The following is an 18,209-nucleotide window of genomic DNA, read 5'->3' as shown; positions in this document are numbered from 1 at the left end:
GGGACCGACGGCTGTCGCGCCGTATGGATCTTGTGTAGCCGGTTTCGCTATCGGCCGACCGGGGCCGCGACGTCGTTCAGCATGCCCACGACGGCGCGGGCCACCAGGCGCGGCACCTCCATCTGGGCGACGTGGCCGACGCCCGGCAGGATCAGCAGCCGCGAGTCCGGGATCGTGCGGGCCACCTGCACCGGCACCCGCGCGTCGACCAGCTTGTCGTTCAGGCCGCCGATGACCAGCGTCGGCGCCTCGACCCGGGCCGCGAGACGCCACTGCGAGTTCTCACCCGGCAGGTACGCCCGCAGGAAGCTGGAGACCAGTCCGCGCAGCGTCCCGAGATAGGCCTTCGGATAGTGCGCCACGGTGTAGCGGAGCTTGATCTCCTCCATCGCCTCGGCCCGGCGCTGCGGGGTGACCTTGCTGGTGTCGCCGAAGCACGCGGCCAGCACCTGCTCGGCCATCTCCTCGGCGGTCAGCCGGGCCATTCCCCAGGCAAGCAAGCGATCGGCGCGCGGCAGAGCGAGCAAGGGCAGGACAGGACCTTGCGCCGTACGCCGTGGATCGAGGAACGGCATCGCGGGAGAGATCAAAGTGAGCGTGCGGACAAGATCAGGGCGCAGAGCGGCGACACGTACGGCGATGGAGCCACCGAGCGAGTTGCCGACCAGGTGGACGGGCCCGCGGCCGTCGTGCTCGAGATATCCGATCAGGGTCGCGGCGAACGCGGGGATCGAATAGCGCTTGATCTGATCGCTGTAGCCGAAGCCGGGCAGGTCGACCGCCTGCGCGTCGAACCGCTCGGCGAGCAGGCCGGCGACGTCGGTGAAGTTCTGCGACGAACCGCCGAGACCGTGCACGTAGACGGCCGGCTCGGCGGTGGAGCTGGTGCCCGGGGTGTCCCGGACGTGCAGCATCGCCCCGCCGATCGTGACCCGGCGGGCGGGCCAGGGTGCTGGTGCTTCGCCCTCCGGCAGCAGTGCGCTGTCGGGGGCCAGGATCGCGCCTCTCATCGAGTCAAGAGTGCCTCAAGCCGGCGATTGACGGCGGCCAGAGTGGCCCGGACCATCGCGTGCCGGTCGTCGCTGGTCACCACGGCCGAGCCGGCGAGCTGCTCGACCCAGCCGCCGCAGGACAGCAACAGCACGACGACGGCGACCTGCGAAGCTCCGAACGGGACGGCGGCGGCGTGCTCGACGAAGCAGCGGGCCGGCCCTTCGGGGTGCTCGGAGGTGGCCAGCAACTCGTCGACGGCGCCGGCGGTGGCCATGGCGCACAGCCGCAGCAGATAGCCGTCCACGGCCGGGCCGGTGGCCACACCGGACGCGGTGCGCGCCCCGACGGCCAGCTTGACCTCGACCGTGGCGTCGGCGCCGAAGGTGTTGACCTGCACGTTCTCGATGACGACGCGGGGACCGGGGTGCTCGCCGGGATAGAGCGGACGCGGAGGGCCGCAGTCGAGGCCATCGGGTACGACCTCGGCGCCCTCCAAGGTCTCGGAAGCCTCGGGCTTGGCGTGCTGCGCCGACAGCTCGCTCCGGCGCGACACCGACTCGGCCGAGCGCGTGGGGGTCGTGGTGGTAGCGCTCGCCGGAGAGGCGGCAGCGGTCCGGCTGCCCGGATTCGAGCGCGCCGTGTCCGAACGGGCCAGCGTGTCGGGCCGCCCGAGGTCAGAGCGCGCCGTGTCCGAACGGGCCCCCGCATCCGAGCGCGTCAGGTCAGAGCGCGCCGCGTCCGCACGCGCCCCCGCATTCGGGCGCGTCAGATCGGAGCGCGCCGTGTCCGCACGCCCCGCATCCGAGCGCGTCAGGTCGGAGCGCGTCGCCGAGTCGGGGCGCGTCGCTGCGGCCGGCGGGGCGGAGGCGGACGCCTGCTGCTCCGCCGGAGTGAATGGCGGCGCTGAGGTGGACGCCGGGAAGGCTCGGGCGGGCGACGTGGGCGCTGTGGACGACCGGGAGGGTGACACCGGGGCCGCGGAGACCTGGGAGGGAGCCGTCGAGCCGGCGGAAGACGTGGACGCGGCGGAACTCCGGGAGGACGAAGTCGGGTCCTCGGAGGACCAGGCCGGAGAGGTCGGGGCCGTCGAGGTCCGAGAGGAAGACGCCGGCGCCTCGGAAAGCCGGGAGGAAGCAGTCCGCGCCTCAGGAAGCCGGGAGGAGGACGTCGGCGCCTCGGGAAGCCGGGACGAAGACGTCGGCGCCTCAGAAAGCCGGGACGAAGACGTCGGCGCCTCGGGAAGCCGGGAGGACGATGTCGAGGTCTCCGAGGACCAGGCGGGAGACGTCGGCTCGGAAAGCCGGGACGGAGCGGCCGGAGCTTCGGAAGACCAGGCGGGAGACGCCGGGGCCTCGGAAGACCAGGTGGGAGACGCCGAGCCGGCGGAGGGCCGGGTGGGCGAGGCGCCGGACCGGGCCGGTGAGGTCGGAGCGGTGGAAGGGCGGGTGGGAGACGTCGCGGACCGGGCCGGTGAGGTCGGGGCGGCGGACGTCGGGGCCGGTGAGGTCGTGGGCACCTGTGGGCGGGCTCGGGGCACGAGCGCGGACGGTGAGACCGGCGCCGTGGCCGGGGACTCGGGCGGTGACTGCGGGGGCGGCGCGGGCTGGCCCTCGCCCTGCATGGCGGCGTCGAGGCCCATGCGGTCCTGGAGCAGGCGGGCCACCTGACGGCTCACCTCGGCCGGGTCGGCGCCCTCGGCCAGGTCGAGGCGCAGGCTGTGCGCGCCGGCCGGGGTGGAGCGCAGCGAGGCGTCCCGGACGCCCTCGACCTCACGGACCGCGGCGAGGATCGCTCGCACGTCGAAACCCTCCTGGCGTTCCTCGGCGGGCAGCACGTCACCGCGGCGCAGATGGGTGGCGATCCGCGCCAGCGCGGGCGTCTCGGCGGTGGGCTCGACCAATGGCGGCTCCGGAACCTGGGGCACGTCCGGCTGGGCCGGCACGCGCTGGGGCAGTCCGCGCGGGTCGAGCTCGGCACGGCTGCCGAAACCTCCGAAGGGCGGCTCGTAGGGCGCCGGGGCCGGCGGCTCGTAGGACAGGCGGCGCGGGAAGCTCGACGGGTCGTACGCCGGTCGGGACGGCTCGGGCTCCTCGGCCGCGGCCTCGGGCCGGACCCGCTCGACCCGGGGAATGCCCTGGGCCGGGGTGTTCAGAGCGTGTCGCGCGGGCTCGGCCGCGTTCCAGTCGGGGCGGCGGGCGTCGGGGGCGGCCGGGCGGACCATCGGCACGGCGGAGCGCTGCCGGGCGATCGGCGCGGGGGGCGGCGCGTCCTGCGACTCGTCGAGATCACCCTCGTACGGATAAGGGGGTGCGCTGTTGGGTGTCGGCACATCGAAGCGGCGCAGCGACAGGAGAGGGTCGCCGGTGCGCAGGCCGGGCTCGCGGATCTCGCCGGTGGTCATGCCGGGGTGGGCGGGCGCGCTGGTCTGCGCGACGGGCGGCGGCGAGTTGGACAGGCTCTGCGGGCGCGTCTCAAACGACGGGGCGCCCGCGTCGGACGACGGGACGCTTGTGCCGGACGACGGGCTCAGGTGGGAGAGCAGGTCGCTGTAGCGCGGGCGGTTGTCCCAGCGCGGCGCGGGTGACTCGGGTGCCACGGACGGGGGAATCTCGCCGGTGCGGCCGGCGTCGACGAAGCCGGGTGGGGCCGGTGCGGGCGCCGGCGCGCTCGACGCGGGGACGGCCGATGACGGAAATGCCGGATTACGCGGAAACGCTCGGCTCTCGGCCCCGGAACGGCGCCAGGCCGGCACCTCGGACTCCGGTTCGGCCGCGGGACCCTGGTAGGACCAAGGGCTGTCGGAGGTCGCCCAGCCGTTCACCCTGGTGCGCTCACGCGACTCACCACCGTCGCCGCTCTCCGCGGCTCCGGTGTCTCCGGAATGCCCTGATTCATCCACCGCGCGCTCCTCGCTCCGCCCCCGCTGAGGCTACCGTGTGGTTGCAGTGGCGATAAGTTGCAGCGGCGCGACAATTGCCCGACGACAGCATCACACGCCGATCCGGGCAATCCGAGCAGGCTCCCCCTGGAGGTTCGACAGACATGACCGCTGCATCCGGCGGGGCCCAGACGGCACGGCCGACCCGGCTGCCGCGCTCCGCGCGTCGCAAGCAGCTGCTGGCCGCTGCCCAGCAGGTCTTCGTGGCGCACGGCTACCACGCGGCCGCGATGGACGACATCGCGGAGAAGGCCGGTGTCTCCAAGCCCGTCCTCTACCAGCACTTCCCCGGCAAGCTGGAGCTCTATCTGGCGCTGCTGGACACGCACTGCGACGCGATAATCGCCAAGGTTCGCGACGCCATGCACGCCACCTCGGACAACAAGGAGCGCGTCAAGGGCGCCGTCCGGGCGTACTTCGACTTCATGGACCACGAGAGCGAGGCCTTCCGCCTCGTCTTCGAGTCCGACCTGCGCAACGACGCCCAGGTGCGTCAGCGGGTCGAGCGCGTCGAGCAGGGCTGCATCGCGGCCGTCACCGACACGATCATCTCCGACACCAACCTCAGCGGCGACCAGGCCGAGCTGCTCGCCTCGGGCCTGGTCGGCGCGGCCGGACAGTCGGCCCAGTTCTGGCTGGCGAACGGCCGGCGTACGCCCAAAGCTGAAGCCGAAGCGCTCGTAGCTGCGCTGATCTGGCGCGGGATCGCCAGCTTCCCGCTACAGGGCGGCACATCAGGGGGCGCGGCGGCGGAAATCGGATAGCCTAGCCAGCGGTAAGACCGCGAAAAGGGAGGGCCCCGTGGAGGTCAAGATCGGCGTGCAGCACACGCCGCGTGAGCTGGTGCTCGAGAGCGCGCAGACCCCGGCGGAGGTCGAGCAGGCCGTGACCGAGGCGATGGCCAAGGACAGCGTCCTGTCGCTCACAGATGAAAAGGGCCGCAAGGTGATCATTCCGATCGCCAAGGTGGCCTACGTGGAGATCGCCGAGTCGAGCAACCGTCCGTTCGGCTTCACCTCGCGCTGATTCGCTTCAGCACCGCACGAGGGCGCCCCTTCTTCCGAGGGGGCGCCCTCGGCGTATATCCGCTCTGAGGTGCACGATCGCGGAGTCAGGTAGAATGGCGGAGTTGCCGTCGACGTCGATCTCCTCCGATCGCCATCTTCACTGATTGTGGCGGCCAACGCGCGCGCGGCCCGCTTTTCCAGCGTGTGGCCCGCGCCCTACCCATACCGCGCCCCAGACTTCCACGGGCGCACCACGAGAGGCACCCGTAAAACTTCATGACCGACATCGAGTCCAACGAACCCGCACTGGTACCAGTCACCGATCGCGCTCCGGTCCGCGTCGACAGCCCCACCTTCGCCGAGCTGGGCGTCCGCGCCGAAACCGTCGAGGCGCTGGCCAAGGCCGGCATCACCCGGGCCTTCGCCATCCAGGAATACGCGCTGCCCATCGCGCTGCGCGGCACCGACCTGATCGGCCAGGCGCCGACCGGCACCGGCAAGACCCTGGGCTTCGGCCTGCCCATCCTCGAGCGCGTGACCGCGCCGTCCGAGGGCGCCGACGGCAAGCCGCAGGCCCTCATCGTCGTGCCCACCCGCGAGCTCGGCCTCCAGGTCGCCCGCGACCTGGCCGCGGCCGGCAGCACCCGCGGCGTGCGCGTGCTCCCCATCTACGGCGGCGTCGCCTACGAGCCGCAGGTCGAGGCGCTCAAGAAGGGCGTCGAGATCCTGGTCGGCACGCCCGGCCGCCTGCTCGACCTGGCCAAGCAGAAGCAGCTCAAGCTCACCTCGATCAAGGCGCTCGTGCTCGACGAGGCCGACCGCATGCTCGACCTGGGCTTCCTCGAGGACGTCGAGAAGATCCTGGCCATGCTCCCCGAGCAGCGCCAGACCATGCTCTTCTCGGCCACCATGCCCGACCCGATCGTGGCGCTGTCCCGGCGCTTCCTGCACCACCCGGTGACGATCCACGCCGGTCACACCGCCGACAGCGCCGCGTCGCCGCTGACCAAGCAGGTCGTCTACCGCACCCATCCGCTGAACAAGCTCGAGATGGTCGCGCGCATCCTCCAGGCCAACGGCCGCGGCCTCACGATGATCTTCACGCGCACCAAGCGTGCGGCCGACCGGGTCGCCGAAGACCTCGACTTCCGCGGCTTCGCGGTCGCCGCGGTGCACGGTGACCTCAACCAGGGCGCTCGTGAGCGCGCCCTGCGGGCGTTCCGCACCGGCAAGATCGACGTGCTCGTGGCCACCGACGTCGCGGCCCGCGGCCTCGACGTCTCCGGTGTCACCCACGTGATCAACTACGACTGCCCGGAAGACCCCGAGACGTACACGCACCGCATCGGCCGCACCGGCCGTGCCGGCGCGACCGGCGTCGCGGTGACCTTCGTCGACTGGGAGGACATGCCCCGCTGGGTCCTCATCGACAAGTCGCTGGGGCTGAACATGCCGCAGCCGCCGGAGACGTACCACACGAGCCCGGCGCTCTTCAGCGACCTGGACATCCCGGCCGACGTCTCGGGCACGCTGCCGACCGCCGACCGCAGCCGGGCCGGCCTGTCGGCCGAGGTCGAGGAGGACCTGGGCGGAGGCGGCCGCCGTCGCCGTGACGGTGGGCGGGGCGACCGTGGTCGCGGCGGACGTTCACCGCGGGGCGGATCGGCGCCGTCGAGCTCCGGTCCGTCCAGCTCAGCGCCGTCGAGCGGCGACAGCACCGACGACGCCGAGCGCCCGAAGCGCCAGCGCCGTCGCCGCCGGGTCACCGAGCCGGGCGCAGACGAGGCCGTGACCACCGGTTCCGTCACCGAGCCGGGCGGGACCGACAGCTCGGACACGCCCGGTGCCGACCAGGCCGAGGCCAAGCCGCGCACGCGGACCCGTCGCCGGGTGCCGGCGCCGCTCTTCTCCGACGGCACAGCCGACGCCGCCACCGCCACTGACACCGCCACCGCCACTGACACCGCCATCGCCACTGACACCGCCAGCGCCACTGACACCGCCAGCGCCTCCACTGCCTCCACCCCGTCCGACATTTCCGAAATTTCGGACTCGTCGTCGACGGACGGGGGTGAGGAAGGCCAGCCGCGCCGTCGCCGTCGCCGCGGGGGCCGTGGCAGCCGGGGATCCGGATCGGGTACCACCACCGCCGAGTCGTCCGACACGCCCGCCGCCGACACGCCCGCCGGGGCCGGCGCTCCTGCCACAGCCGGCACTTCCGCCGCAGTCCGCGCTTCCGGCGGAGCCGATGCGGCCGACGCGCCCGCCGCAGCCGGTGCCCGCGCCGGAGCCGGTGCCCGCGCCGCAGCCGGTGCACCCGCCGAAATGACCGGCGGCTCGGAGGCCGGGGTCGGAACGACCGCCTGACCTCTCGCCAGTCGCTAGGGCCCCGTCACCTCAGTGACGGGGCTCTTCGTTCAGGGCGGCGCAAGCGTCCCGGTACATGCGGACGGCCTCGGCCCGCACCTGACGACGTTCGGTGAGGTGTTCCGAGAACGGGATGCGCACCGGCACCTCGATCCCGTCGACCACCGCGGCGAACTCCATCGCGTCGGCGTCCAAGCCGGACATGCGGGCCGCCGTCGCGGTCGGCATGCCGCCGAGCGCGCGCACGATCAGCACGTTGTCCTCGGCGTGGTCGCCGTTCATGTGGTGAGCGATCTGCTCCACGACCTCGGGCGTGAACGGGTCCGTCATGTCAGCTCCATTTGTGCTGCAACTCGGTCAGCAGGTCGATGTTGAGGCGGTACGCCTCGGCGACCTCCGCGATGAACTCGTTCTGCTCGGGATACGACCAGGGCACACCGTCGAGCAGGCCGCGGTAGTGCGCCTTGAACGACTGCGGCTCGACCCCGGCGAACTGGAAGAACCGGTGTCCGTCGGGGCTCGGCAAGCCGTACGCCCGGGCAATCGCCGGTCCTAGGTATTGGCCGCCCGAAAGATCGCCGATGTAGCGCGTGTACTGATGCGCCACGAAGCCCGTCGAGGCGCGGAAGGCCACGTCGCGCAGCCGCGTGCAGTAGACGGTCGTGGCGGGCAGCGCGGCCGCCTGGTCGAGCCAGTTCGCCCCGTACAGGAAACGCAGGTCGGCCTCGAGCGAAGGCAGGCGCCGCAGCTCGGGAAAGAGGAAGGTGGCGACGACCGGATCGTCGGCCATGGTCGTCGCGGCCGATTCCAGCGCCTCGTAGATGAACCAGTGCTGCGCGGTCAGATCGGCGTAGGCCTCCCAGGCCAGCCGGCCGGCCGCGAGGGCGTCGAGAAAGCCGCTGCGCTGGGCGGCGTCGTGCCAGCCACTGGTGCCGCGGCGCACGCGGACGGAGAGCCGGTCGGCCCCGGGCGGGTCGGCCATCAACGACATCGACGTGGCACCTCGCTTCTCGCGCCGACAGCCTAGTCTTTTGCCACGGCAAGCACTTGCGAGGGTGCCCGGCGTTCCGAGGCATCATTGAGGGATGCCCCAATCGCTCGACGACGCCCTGGCCGAGGTCCGGGACATGATCCTTGCTCCCGGTCTCACCCGTGCGGTGGCGGCGGGCAAGCGTCGTGGTCAAACCCCTTCCATCGTTCGTGCCGAGGTACGCCCGGTGACGCTCAAGGCCGGGCCGAAGTTGCAGATCGTCACCAACGACGGCTCTCGCCCGTTCACCCGCAACGTCGACATCTCCCCGTCGGCCCTCGACGAGCTGCTCAGCGAGCCGTTCGGCAACTGGCACGTCGAGTCCTCGACGGGAACGCTGCAACTGCGTGTCACCAAGAAGGGTGACGCTCAGGTGCACCGATCGGCCGCCGTGGCCGCCGCTCCCGCGACCGGCGAGCACGACCGGGCCAAGCAGTGGCTGCTCGATCCGGGCGACCCGCTCTTCAAGGTCATCGGGGGCAACGCGGCGAAGCGCCGCCAGGTCGACGCGTTCCTGAGGTCGCTGGCCGCGTCGCTGCCGGCCGAGCTGCCGTCGCCGCTCCGCGTCGTCGACCTGGGCTGCGGAAACGCCTATCTGACCTTCGCCGCGTACCGCTATCTGACCGGGCGGGGCGCGAAGGTCCAGGTGGTGGGGGTCGACGTCCGGGAGGATCAGCGGGTACGTAACACGGAGGTGGCCGCCGAGCTGGGATGCGCCGAGGACGTCACGTTCGTGGCGGGCACGATCGAGGACGCGGAGGTGCCGTTCGACCCCGATCTGGTGCTCGCCCTGCACGCCTGCGACACGGCCACCGATCAGGCGCTGGCCCGGGCCGTGAGCTGGAACGCCGAGTGGGTGCTGGCCGCGCCGTGCTGCCACCACGACATCGCGGCCCAGCTGAAGGGCCGCCCGGCGCCGGCCCCGTTCGGCGAGCTGACCCGGCACGCCATCATGCGCGAGCGTTTCGCCGACGTGCTGACCGACTCGTTGCGGGCCGGCCTGCTGCGCCTGCGCGGCTACAAGGTCGAGGTGGTCGAGTTCATCGACTCGGCCCACACACCCCGCAACCTGCTGCTGCGGGCCCGCAAGACGACGACTCCGCCCACCGATGCGCAGCGGGCGGAGTACGAGGCGCTCACCTCCGAGTGGGGCGTGACGCCGGCACTGGAGAAGCTGCTCTCCCGCTAATCGATCCGCACGGTCCATGCCGCGGTGTGGACCGTGCCGGCGACCTGGAAGTCGAGGAACATCCGGTAGGCGCCGGCGCTCGGCAGGGCCAGCCAGAACTTGACCTTGCCGTCGACCAGCTGCGTCTCCGGGTGCACGTGGACGTACGCGAGATCGCCCTCCCGCATGACTACGAGATGCCCGAACGCGCCGAGATAGGGGTCGAGCCGGGCCGGCCGGCCGTCGGCCCCGGTGACCGTCATCAGGATCGGCTGGGTCGAGACGGTGTCGGGCTTCCCCTCGTACGCGACCTGGAAGCCCCCCGTCTCCGCATCAGCCGAGGGAGCGGGCAGCGCCACCGGCGCGTAGTCGCCGGCGACGGTCAGATCGGCGCCGAGCGTGGTGGCGATCTGCTGTCCACCGACGACAGCGGTGAAGTCGGCGATCATCCGGTAGATCCCCGGCTCGGCCAGCGTGAGGTCGATGCCCCAGGTGCCGTCCGACGCCATGGTCGGGTGCAGATGCTGGAAGCCGCTCAGATCACGCCGCACCACGATCAGATGCAGGGGCTTGTCATGCACGATCGCGTACGTCGTGACGGCCGCCCCGCCGGACCCGGTGATCTGGAAATTCAGCCGTTGCGCCTTGCCGGCCTGGAACGTGGTCCCCTTCGGAACGAGCGTCAGCCCACACGAGCTGAGCGACAGCCCACCGATGGCCGAGCCCGCGGCCACGGCGGAGCTGGTGGCGCCGCCCTGGGAGACCGTGCCGTCGGTGTTGTGCACGTGGGGCTGGTTCTCGTCGACCGCCATGCCCGGCATACCGGGCATGGCCGCGCCATCGGTCGCGTTCCCACTGGTCGGTGGCGCCGACGCGGAGGCGGTCGAGTTGTTGAGCCGCCCCAGCCCGTACCCGGCGAACAGCACGACGATAAGCACCGCCCCGAACGCCGCCAGCCGGAACCCGGCCCGATCCCCCGCCGGCGTCTCGGCCGGTGTGTCCGCCTCGTCGCCTCGGGGCTCCGCCTCCACCGGCGTCTCCGCGGCCCGGGCGGCCCGGCGCGCGCCCACGATGCCCAGGACGACAGGCTCGTCCCGGGCATCGGTCGCGGCCGGCTCGACCGGTGGGTCGTCAGGCATTCGCGAGCTCGTAGCCGGCTTCGTCCACGGCGGCACGCACCGCGTCGTCGGTGAGCGGGGCCTCGCTGGTCACCGTGACCGCGCCCGAGGCGAGGTCGACCTGCACGTCACCCACGCCCGGAAGGGCGGAGAGCTCGCCGGTCACCGCCTGGACGCAGTGCCCGCAGGTCATGCCGGTAACGGTGTAGGTGCTGGTCACAGCCATGGCAGAGCCTTTCAGAACAACCGTCAGGAACGAACGAGCCGGGCGATGGCGTCGGACGCCTCTTTGACCTTGGCGCTGGGATCCCCGGCCCGGGCCGCGTCGACCACGCAGTGCGCCAGGTGATCCTCGAGGAGCCCCACCGCCACGGCTTGAAGAGCACTCTTGGCCGCGGAGATCTGAGTCAACACGTCAATGCAGTACGTGTCCTCGTCGACCATCCGCTGAATCCCGCGGATCTGCCCCTCAATACGCCGGAGCCGCCCGAGCAGGGCAGCCTTGTCACCCGAATACCCATGCGGCCCATGCTGCGCCATCGCCTCGTCGGACATGCTCATCAGCATACCCCCTCCCCGTATAGCACCCTCCAGGACTTCAGCCGGCGACGGCCAAGGCCAGCGGCAGCACCCCTGTGGCACCGGAACGTCGCAGGGCCCGCCCGGCCAACGACATCGTCCAGCCGGAGTCGACCAGGTCGTCCACCAGCAGGACCGGCCCGGTGAGGAGGGGCAGCTCGGCGGCCAACTCGCCCGGGACGGTGAAAGCGTCGTGCAGCGAACGGACCCGCTGGGCACTGTTGCCCCGGTGGTCCGAGTCGGCGGTGTGCGCCGAGGTCACAGTGCCGAGCATCGGCAGGCGGCCGACCCGGGCGATGTGGTCGGCCAGCGAGCGGATCAGCTCCGGGTGGCGGCGTGACGCGATCGCCGCCACGGCGGCCGGGCGCTCCGGCCACGCGTCGTCGCCGTGAGCCCAGTTCTTGAGGATCTCGACCACGGCCGCCGCCAGATCGTCGGGGATCGGCGCGTCGGCCGCCTCGGGGGCCACCAGGCCACGCAGCCTGCCGCCCCAGCCCAGGTCGGAAAGACGCCCCACGGCGCGGCCGGGCTCGATCTGCTCGCTCGGGGCGATCTTGCCCTTGAGGGAGACCCCGACCGCCGCGAGGCCCGTCGGCCACATCTTCTTCGGCGCGATCTCGATGCCGGGGCGGCCGAGGAAGGCGTCCGCCGCGGCCAGCGCCGCGCCGGACACCTCGGCGTCGAACAACGGGCCGGCGCAGTTGTCGCACCGCCCGCAGGGCGCGGCCTCCGGATCGTCGAGACACCGGCGCAGGAATTCCATGCGGCAGGCGGTCGTCGCGGCGTACTCGATCATGGTCTTCCGCTCCGCGGACCGCGCCTCGGCCACCCGGCGCAACCGCTCGGTGTCGTAGGTCCACGGCTCGCCGGTGGCGAGCCAGCCGCCGCGTGCCCGCCGGACCGCACCGTCCACATCGAGCACTTTCAGCATCATCTCGAGCCGGTTGCGCCGCAGGTCGACGAGCGGCTCGAGCGCCTGTGTGGACATCGGACGGTCGGGCCACAGGTTGGCCAGCACCGCGCGGACCTGCTCCTCGGGCGGGAAGGCCAGCGACGCGAAATATCGCCAGATCGCCGCGTCCTCGGCGCCCGGCAGCAGCACCACCTCGGCGTGCTCGACGGCGCGGCCGGCCCGGCCCACCTGCTGGTAGTAGGCGATCGGCGAGGACGGCGCTCCCAAGTGGACGACGAAACCCAGATCGGGCTTGTCGAAGCCCATGCCCAGCGCCGACGTCGCCACCAACGCCTTGATCTTGTTGTCGAGCAGGTCCTGCTCGGCCGCCCGGCGATCGGCGTCTTCGACCTGTCCCGTGTACGACGCCACGGCGAACCCGCGCGAACGTAGGAACTCGGCCGTCTCGGTGGCGCCGGCGACGGTCAACGTGTAGACGATGCCGGAACCGGGCAGCCGCTCGAGATGGTCGGCCAGCCAGGCCAGCCGGTGCGCCGGGTTCGGCAGGTCGAGCACGGCCAGGCGCAGCGAGTCACGGTCGAGCGGGCCGCGCAGGACCAGGGCGTCACCGAGCTGATCGGCCACGTCGGCCGTGACGCGGGCGTTGGCGGTCGCCGTGGTGGCCAGCACCGGCGTACGGGAGGGAAGGCCGGCCAGGAAGGTCCGCAGCCGCCGGTAGTCGGGCCGGAAGTCGTGGCCCCAGTCGGAGACGCAATGTGCCTCGTCGACCACCAGCAGGCCCGTGCTGGCGGCCAGGCCGGGCAGCACGTTGTCGCGGAAGTCGGGGTTGTTCAGCCGCTCGGGGCTGATCAACAGCACGTCGACCTCGCCCGCGCGGACCTCGGCCTCGATCAGCGACCACTCGTCGAGGTTGGCCGAGTTGATCGTGCGCGCCCGGATGCCGGCCCGGGCGGCCGCGTCGACCTGGTTGCGCATGAGGGCGAGCAGGGGCGAGACGATGACCGTCGGGCCCGCGGCCGTGTCGGCCGCGCGCAGCAGGGCGGTCGCGACGAAATAGACAGCCGACTTGCCCCAGCCCGTACGCTGCACGCAGAGCACCCGGCGGCGGTCGACGGTCAGCGCCTCGATCGCCCGCCACTGATCCTCGCGGAGCTTGGCGTGATCGCCCGCGAGCCGGCGCAGGATCGCCTCGGCCCGCTCACGCACCTCGGCCCGCTGGGCCGGCGTCACTTCGGTCGTCGCACGCGTCGTCTCGCTCACCCGGCATGTCTATCAGCCCGGTCCGACAGAACCCGAAGTTATCCACAGGCTTGGGAGTTATCCACAACGTCCTTGACAACATTTTTTGTCGGTGCCAGGCTCGAACGCATGTCGAAGACGATTGCCGAGAAGCTCCTGATCAAGCCGAACACCACCGTGTGGCTCTCGGATCCCGCGCAGCTGCCACTGCTGGCGCCGATGCCCGACGGAGTGCGCGAGGCCGACCTGATGGCCACGGCGAGCACGGCGGTGCTCTTCGCGGAGAGCGCGGCCAGCGCCCGCGAGCAGCTCGAGAAACACTCGTCCGACCTGGCCAAGCCGGGCGTGTTCTGGGTCGCCTATCCGAAGGGCAACAAGGCCGACGTCAACCGCGACACCCTGTGGCCGATCGTCGCCGACTTCGACATGCGGCCCTGCGGCCAGGTCGCCATCGACGACCGCTGGTCCGGCCTCCGCTTCCGCCCCAACCGTGCGGGCGAGGGCCGCTTCACCGGCGGCGCCAAATGACTCAGCGGCCCAGGACCGACCCGCCGTTGACGTTGATGATCTGGCCGGTCACGTAACGGCCGCCGGGGCCGACCAGCCAGCGGACCGCCTCGGCGATGTCGCCGGGCTCGCCGGCCCGTTTGAGCAGCGTGGCGTCGACGCGCCTGGTGTGGCCCTCGGGAGTCATCCGGCCGGCGAAGAACTCGCTGTCGGTGACGTAACCGGGGGAGATCACGTTCGCGGTGATGCCCTGCTCCCCCAGGTCGGCGGCGAGGTCGAGGACATAGCCGTGCAGGGCGGCCTTCGCGGCCGAGTAGGGGCCGCCACCGCCCCGCTGGGCGGCGATCGAGCTGGTCAGGATGATGTGACCGCCCGGACGGCGCAGGGCGGGCAGCAGCGCCGTGGTCAGCAGGACGGCGGTGACGACATTGGACTCGAAGTTGGCCCGCCAATGCTCGGCCACCTCGTCGAGCTTGGCGCCGCCGCCGGCCACATAGGCGCCGGCGTTGTTGACGAGCACGTCGAGCCGGCGGTCGCCGACCGCCTCGACGACCGTGGCGACCTGGGCCGGGTCGGACACGTCGGCCGTCACCGCGGACGCCTGCGGCCCGATCCAGTCGACCGCCTCGGCCAGCACCTCGGGCCGCCGGCCGACGATGATCACGTCGTATCCCTCGCCGGCCAGCATGCCGGCCGTCGCCCGGCCGATGCCCGTTCCGCCCCCACTGACCACCGCAAGCCTCGACATGCCACCGACCCTATCGAGGAACCACCGCACCGGCAGCCAGGGCGATCGGACGCCACGCGGCGAGCGCTACGACGGCCATGGCCGCGGCCGCGGTCCAATACGTCGCCACCAGGCCGTACGCGGTGGCCACGGCGCCGCCGACCAGGGAGCCCGCAGCGGCACCGCCGAGGTCCAGGAAGGCGTACACACTCGCAATGCGCCCGAACATCGACGAGGGCACATCGCGCTGGCGGATCGTGGTCACCACGACGCCCCAGATGGTGGTGTGCACGCCGAAGACGACGATCATCGCGGCCGCCACCACCGGCTCGCGGGTGAGGGCCAGCGTCGCGTGCAGGGCCACCTCGATCAGCAGCCCGGCCCGCAGCAGGGTCGCCGAGCCGAGGCGGCGGATCAGCGTGGGCGCCACCACCGTGCCCAGCAGCCCGCCGACCGCGAACGCGATCAGCAGTACGCCGTAGCCGACGCCGGTCAGGCCCAGGCGCTGCTCGGCGTAGAGGACGAAGACCGCGAAGGCCGCGCAGAACACGATGTTGCCCACGGCCATCGTGAGGGCCAGGGTTCGCAGCAGGCGGTGCCGGGCCAGCCAGCGGATGCCTTCGGCGATGTCCGTACGCAGCCGGGTCCGTGGCCGCTTCTCCGGCGGCGGCACCGATCGGATCGCCGCCACGAGGGCCGCGGCCAGGGCGAACGTCAGCGCGTTGACGCCGAACGGCACGGCCGCCGCGACCACGAAGAGCCAGGCACCCAGCGGCTTGGCGGCGAACTGGTTGAGGACGTTGAAGTTCGCGAACAGCAGGGAGTTGGCGACGGGCCTGCGCTCGGCCGGCACCAGGGCCGGCACGAAGGCCGAGCTCGCGGTGTCGGCCAACGTCTCGCCCGTGCCCAACAGGAAGAAGACCGCATAGATCAGGGGTACGGACGCGGCGCCGCACCCGACCGCAAGGGCGAGGCCACCCAACGCCACGGCCCGCATGACGTTGACCGTGACGACGAGCTTGCGCCGGTCGAGCCGATCGGCCCAGGCGCCGCTGGCCAGGGCGAACAGGAGCCACGGCAGTTGCTGGGCGAAGACGGCCCCGGCCACGGCGGCCGGGCTGTCGGTGAGGGAGGCGACGAGCAGCGGGCCGGCCACCATGCTGATGCCGTCACCCAGGTTCGTGACGGCCGACGACGTCCAGAGCTTCCAGAAGTCCGCGCCCAGGGGCGCGGTGAAAAGGGCAGGCAAAAGTACTCCTCGAGCGAAGGAAAACGGTCACGAGGACCGCCCCGAGGAGAGGAGCCGTGTGCCGCTGTCAGAGAGCGGCGCGTCCTCGCACCGGGGCGGGGACGATCACCTTGATGAGTTGCATGCGAAGCCCTCCGGGAAGCCGGGACATCGGACGCCTCACGATAACCGCCGGCCCCGAATCCGGCATTGTGGGACGAGGGACGCGGGTTTCGGCGGACGGGCACCGGGCGGGCCGCCCCTCGGGTCACAATCGGCACATGGGGCGGACGGAGCGAAACGGACAAGACGATTCGCTTCGTATAGCCGAGCGTTATCGCCTGGTCGAGAAGCTGGGCAGCGGCGGCATGTCCGAGGTGTGGCGCGGGTTCGACGAGACGCTCGGGCGATCGGTGGCGGTCAAGGTGCTGTCGTCGAAGCTGGCCGAGGACCAGAGCTTCCGGGACCGGCTCCGCCAGGAGGCCCTGGCCGCGGCCCGGCTCTGCCATCCGCACATCACCGGGGTGTACGACTTCGGCGAGTCGGCGCTCGACGACCAGGTCACCGTGCCGTTCGTGGTGATGGAACTCAACGACGGCGAGTCGGTGTCGGCGCGGATCGCCCGGCAGGGGCCGCTGGGCTGGCGGGACGCGGTCAGCGTGGCCGTCGAGGTGGGTTCGGCGCTGGCCACCGCGCACGCGCGTGGGGTCGTGCACCGCGACGTCACCCCGGCCAACGTCATGCTCACCGGGGCCGGCGCCAAGGTGGTCGACTTCGGCATCTCGGCGATCGTCGGCCAGCGCGACGCCGCACCCGACGGCAGCCTGCTCGGCACACCGGCCTATCTCGCACCGGAACGGCTCGGCGGCTCACAGGTCTCGGCGTCGGCCGACGTCTACGCGCTAGGGCTGCTGCTCTACCGCTCGCTCACCGGCCGCCTGCCCTGGCCGGCGGAGACGACGGCGGACGCCCTCCGAGCCCACCTGTACGCCGACCCGGAGCCGCTGCCCACCCTCCCGGGCATGCCACCGGCCGTGGCCGACCTGTGCATGCGCTGCCTGACCAAGAGTCCCGAGGAGCGCCCCGGAGCCGCGGAGGTGGCACACGCCCTGGCCGCCATCATCGGCGTCCAGGCGGTCATACCCGCACTCCCTCAGCGCTTTTCAGATTCCCCGGCCACCGTACGGGCTTCAGCCACGCACCCGGCGACCGCGCACCGTCCACCCACCACCCCACCCGCCGGCATGACCCCCAACCGCACCAAGGCCGGGCGCTCGGAGACCGACCACTCGAAGGCCGCTCGCTCAAGGCCCGGGCGCTCGGAGGCAGGGCGCTCGGAGGCAGCAGGCGCTTCCGAGGCCGCAGATGTGAACGGACTGGGACCGACGGGGCCGATCATGCCGCCGCGGGCTACGCCCACCGAACCCATCCTGGCGACGTCGGGGCGGTCGTTGCTCGGCTTTTTGAAGCCGGGGACGCGTCCGTCGCTCAAGGTGCTGCGGTTGCGGGCCCGGCTGAAGGTCGGCGCTGTTCTGCGGCGGCGGCCGCGGCCGCTCGGGGACGGGCTCTTCGCGGGTGGCGGGCTGCGGCGGTCCGATCTGCGGCGGCCGGAACTGCCGGGTGGCCGCAATCGCCTCCAAGCCGGCGCGGCCACGCTGGCCGTGCTCGCGGCGGCCGGGATCAGCTGGGCCACCACCCGCGACAGCCCGGACGTCCACGAGGCCCAGGCGGCCGGCGCCGGCGTGGTCGCGGCCGGGCCGGCCGAGGTCACCTGCTCGGTCCGCTATCAGCTGCGCAGCGACTCCGGCCGGGCCTACGTGGCCCGGCTGACCGTGGCCACCAGCGAGACGGACGCCGAGTGGCGGCTCCAGTTCTCCTATCCGGGGACGCAGCGTCTCACCAGCGTCCCCAAGACCGTCACTCAGAAGGGTCAACGGGTGACGGCGAAGGGTAGCGGCAAACACCAGAGCTTCACCCTGCGTGGCGAGTACAGCGATTACAACCCGCTACCGCTGTCGTTCAGCGTGGACGATCGGAAATGCCAGGTCGAGGTGCTCGGCAGCACCCCCGCCAGCCGCCGCGACCGCGTCCCCGACCTGGACGACCGCGAGACCGATCAGGCCGAGGCCGTGGCCGCCGAGAAATCACACGGCCAAGGGGGCGGAACAAAACGCCGCAAGGAGGGCACGCCCCAAAGGAAGGTCGGCGTCCCCGCCCCGAAGCCCACCAAAACGGTCACGCCAGCTCCGGCCACCTCACCCCCGACCGCCCGAAAGGCCACCGGCACCGGCTACTCCTTGGCGCTCTGAGACGCACGCCGAAGCCCGCGTCGGCTCCATTCGCTCAGGCCCGCACCGGGAAGCGGGTTGAGAAGCGCGGGGGCGCGGGGCGCGGG

General features: G+C 72.1%; 15 protein-coding genes and 1 pseudogene. 6 read left to right on the top strand and 10 right to left on the bottom strand.

The features are described from left to right. Positions 1–47 precede the first annotated feature (47 nt). Together ACQP2X_RS03275 and ACQP2X_RS03270 are read right to left on the bottom strand one after the other, a co-directional pair. The gene (locus ACQP2X_RS03275; RefSeq protein ID WP_498694261.1) at positions 48–1,010 is read right to left on the bottom strand and encodes an alpha/beta fold hydrolase; all 963 of its coding nucleotides are present in this window, start codon (positions 1,008–1,010) and stop codon (positions 48–50) included. Next, positions 1,007–3,892 carry a hypothetical protein gene (locus ACQP2X_RS03270; protein ID WP_498694260.1) on the bottom strand — a complete coding sequence of 962 codons (2,886 nt, stop codon included), beginning with the start codon at positions 3,890–3,892 and terminating at the stop codon, positions 1,007–1,009. The genes ACQP2X_RS03275 and ACQP2X_RS03270 overlap by 4 nt, the downstream gene beginning before the upstream one ends. 143 nt (positions 3,893–4,035) lie before the next feature. Here ACQP2X_RS03270 and ACQP2X_RS03265 point away from each other — a divergent pair, with 143 nt between their 5' ends. From ACQP2X_RS03265 to ACQP2X_RS03255, 3 genes and pseudogenes are all read left to right on the top strand, one after another. After that, positions 4,036–4,695 (top strand): TetR/AcrR family transcriptional regulator, encoded by a 660-nt coding sequence (locus tag ACQP2X_RS03265; protein WP_498694258.1) that lies wholly within the window; start codon positions 4,036–4,038, stop codon positions 4,693–4,695. 37 nt (positions 4,696–4,732) lie between these two features. Continuing rightward, complete coding sequence (locus ACQP2X_RS03260) at positions 4,733–4,957, top strand: DUF3107 domain-containing protein (protein ID WP_498656917.1); 225 nt, start codon at positions 4,733–4,735, stop codon at positions 4,955–4,957. A 257-nt stretch (positions 4,958–5,214) separates the two neighbouring features. Next, positions 5,215–6,960 (top strand): annotated as a pseudogene (locus ACQP2X_RS03255) (DEAD/DEAH box helicase); the annotation flags it as partial. 375 nt (positions 6,961–7,335) lie between these two features. On the opposite strand, the gene ACQP2X_RS03250 reads toward ACQP2X_RS03255, so the two are convergent. Both ACQP2X_RS03250 and ACQP2X_RS03245 read right to left on the bottom strand, forming a co-directional pair. After that, a complete protein-coding gene (locus ACQP2X_RS03250; RefSeq protein ID WP_498694257.1) occupies positions 7,336–7,635 on the bottom strand; it encodes a DUF2470 domain-containing protein in 300 nt (99 codons plus the stop codon). Position 7,636: 1 nt separating this feature from the next. Continuing rightward, positions 7,637–8,296 (bottom strand): biliverdin-producing heme oxygenase, encoded by a 660-nt coding sequence (locus tag ACQP2X_RS03245; protein ID WP_498694254.1) that lies wholly within the window; start codon positions 8,294–8,296, stop codon positions 7,637–7,639. A gap of 94 nt (positions 8,297–8,390) precedes the next feature. On the opposite strand from ACQP2X_RS03245, the gene ACQP2X_RS03240 reads away from it, so the two are divergent. Next, positions 8,391–9,524: a class I SAM-dependent methyltransferase gene (locus tag ACQP2X_RS03240; protein ID WP_498694251.1), complete on the top strand. Its 1,134-nt coding sequence runs from the start codon at positions 8,391–8,393 to the stop codon at positions 9,522–9,524. On the opposite strand, the gene ACQP2X_RS03235 is transcribed toward ACQP2X_RS03240, so the two are convergent. The 4 genes from ACQP2X_RS03235 to ACQP2X_RS03220 are packed head-to-tail and all read right to left on the bottom strand — an operon-like array spanning position 9,521 to position 13,373. Beyond that, positions 9,521–10,642, bottom strand: a complete 1,122-nt coding sequence (locus ACQP2X_RS03235; protein ID WP_498694250.1) for a DUF8832 domain-containing protein — start codon at positions 10,640–10,642, stop codon at positions 9,521–9,523. The two genes, ACQP2X_RS03240 and ACQP2X_RS03235, sit on opposite strands and share 4 nt — an antisense overlap. Then, positions 10,635–10,847: a heavy-metal-associated domain-containing protein gene (locus ACQP2X_RS03230; RefSeq protein ID WP_267561683.1), complete on the bottom strand. Its 213-nt coding sequence runs from the start codon at positions 10,845–10,847 to the stop codon at positions 10,635–10,637. The genes ACQP2X_RS03235 and ACQP2X_RS03230 overlap by 8 nt, the downstream gene beginning before the upstream one ends. Positions 10,848–10,870: 23 nt before the next feature. Further along, positions 10,871–11,176, bottom strand: coding sequence for a metal-sensitive transcriptional regulator (locus ACQP2X_RS03225; RefSeq protein WP_498694249.1), 306 nt, complete (start codon positions 11,174–11,176; stop codon positions 10,871–10,873). A gap of 43 nt (positions 11,177–11,219) precedes the next feature. Continuing rightward, positions 11,220–13,373 carry a RecQ family ATP-dependent DNA helicase gene (locus ACQP2X_RS03220; protein ID WP_498694248.1) on the bottom strand — a complete coding sequence of 718 codons (2,154 nt, stop codon included), beginning with the start codon at positions 13,371–13,373 and terminating at the stop codon, positions 11,220–11,222. Between the two features lie 108 nt (positions 13,374–13,481). On the opposite strand from ACQP2X_RS03220, the gene ACQP2X_RS03215 reads away from it, so the two are divergent. Then, a complete protein-coding gene (locus ACQP2X_RS03215) occupies positions 13,482–13,880 on the top strand; it encodes a hypothetical protein (RefSeq protein ID WP_498694247.1) in 399 nt (132 codons plus the stop codon). Between the two features lies 1 nt (position 13,881). Here the strand turns inward: ACQP2X_RS03215 and ACQP2X_RS03210 are convergent, their stop codons facing one another. Together ACQP2X_RS03210 and ACQP2X_RS03205 are read right to left on the bottom strand one after the other, a co-directional pair. After that, positions 13,882–14,607, bottom strand: a complete 726-nt coding sequence (locus tag ACQP2X_RS03210) for an SDR family NAD(P)-dependent oxidoreductase (protein ID WP_498694246.1) — start codon at positions 14,605–14,607, stop codon at positions 13,882–13,884. A gap of 10 nt (positions 14,608–14,617) precedes the next feature. Further along, positions 14,618–15,835 (bottom strand): MFS transporter, encoded by a 1,218-nt coding sequence (locus ACQP2X_RS03205; RefSeq protein WP_498694245.1) that lies wholly within the window; start codon positions 15,833–15,835, stop codon positions 14,618–14,620. 260 nt (positions 15,836–16,095) lie between these two features. On the opposite strand from ACQP2X_RS03205, the gene ACQP2X_RS03200 reads away from it, so the two are divergent. Continuing rightward, positions 16,096–18,123, top strand: a complete 2,028-nt coding sequence (locus ACQP2X_RS03200) for a serine/threonine-protein kinase (RefSeq protein ID WP_498694244.1) — start codon at positions 16,096–16,098, stop codon at positions 18,121–18,123. Positions 18,124–18,209: the final 86 nt, after the last annotated feature.

The sequence above is a fragment of the Actinoplanes sp. CA-131856 genome, from assembly GCF_050956135.1.
Lineage (GTDB): Bacteria > Actinomycetota > Actinomycetes > Mycobacteriales > Micromonosporaceae > Actinoplanes.
The sequence above is the reverse complement of the archived record's forward strand: the minus strand, read 5'-3'. Positions and strand labels throughout refer to the sequence as shown.

Bases quoted from the DNA above. Each gene is read 5' to 3' on its own strand.
- ACQP2X_RS03275 (WP_498694261.1), bottom strand. From the start codon at position 1,010: ATGAGAGGCGCGATCCTGGCCCCCGACAGCGCACTGCTGCCGGAGGGC.
- ACQP2X_RS03265 (WP_498694258.1), top strand. From the start codon at position 4,036: ATGACCGCTGCATCCGGCGGGGCCCAGACGGCACGGCCGACCCGGCTG.
- ACQP2X_RS03250 (WP_498694257.1), bottom strand. From the start codon at position 7,635: ATGACGGACCCGTTCACGCCCGAGGTCGTGGAGCAGATCGCTCACCAC.
- ACQP2X_RS03245 (WP_498694254.1), bottom strand. From the start codon at position 8,296: ATGTCGTTGATGGCCGACCCGCCCGGGGCCGACCGGCTCTCCGTCCGC.
- ACQP2X_RS03240 (WP_498694251.1), top strand. From the start codon at position 8,391: ATGCCCCAATCGCTCGACGACGCCCTGGCCGAGGTCCGGGACATGATC.
- ACQP2X_RS03235 (WP_498694250.1), bottom strand. From the start codon at position 10,642: ATGCCTGACGACCCACCGGTCGAGCCGGCCGCGACCGATGCCCGGGAC.
- ACQP2X_RS03230 (WP_267561683.1), bottom strand. From the start codon at position 10,847: ATGGCTGTGACCAGCACCTACACCGTTACCGGCATGACCTGCGGGCAC.
- ACQP2X_RS03225 (WP_498694249.1), bottom strand. From the start codon at position 11,176: ATGTCCGACGAGGCGATGGCGCAGCATGGGCCGCATGGGTATTCGGGT.
- ACQP2X_RS03215 (WP_498694247.1), top strand. From the start codon at position 13,482: ATGTCGAAGACGATTGCCGAGAAGCTCCTGATCAAGCCGAACACCACC.
- ACQP2X_RS03210 (WP_498694246.1), bottom strand. From the start codon at position 14,607: ATGTCGAGGCTTGCGGTGGTCAGTGGGGGCGGAACGGGCATCGGCCGG.
- ACQP2X_RS03200 (WP_498694244.1), top strand. From the start codon at position 16,096: ATGGGGCGGACGGAGCGAAACGGACAAGACGATTCGCTTCGTATAGCC.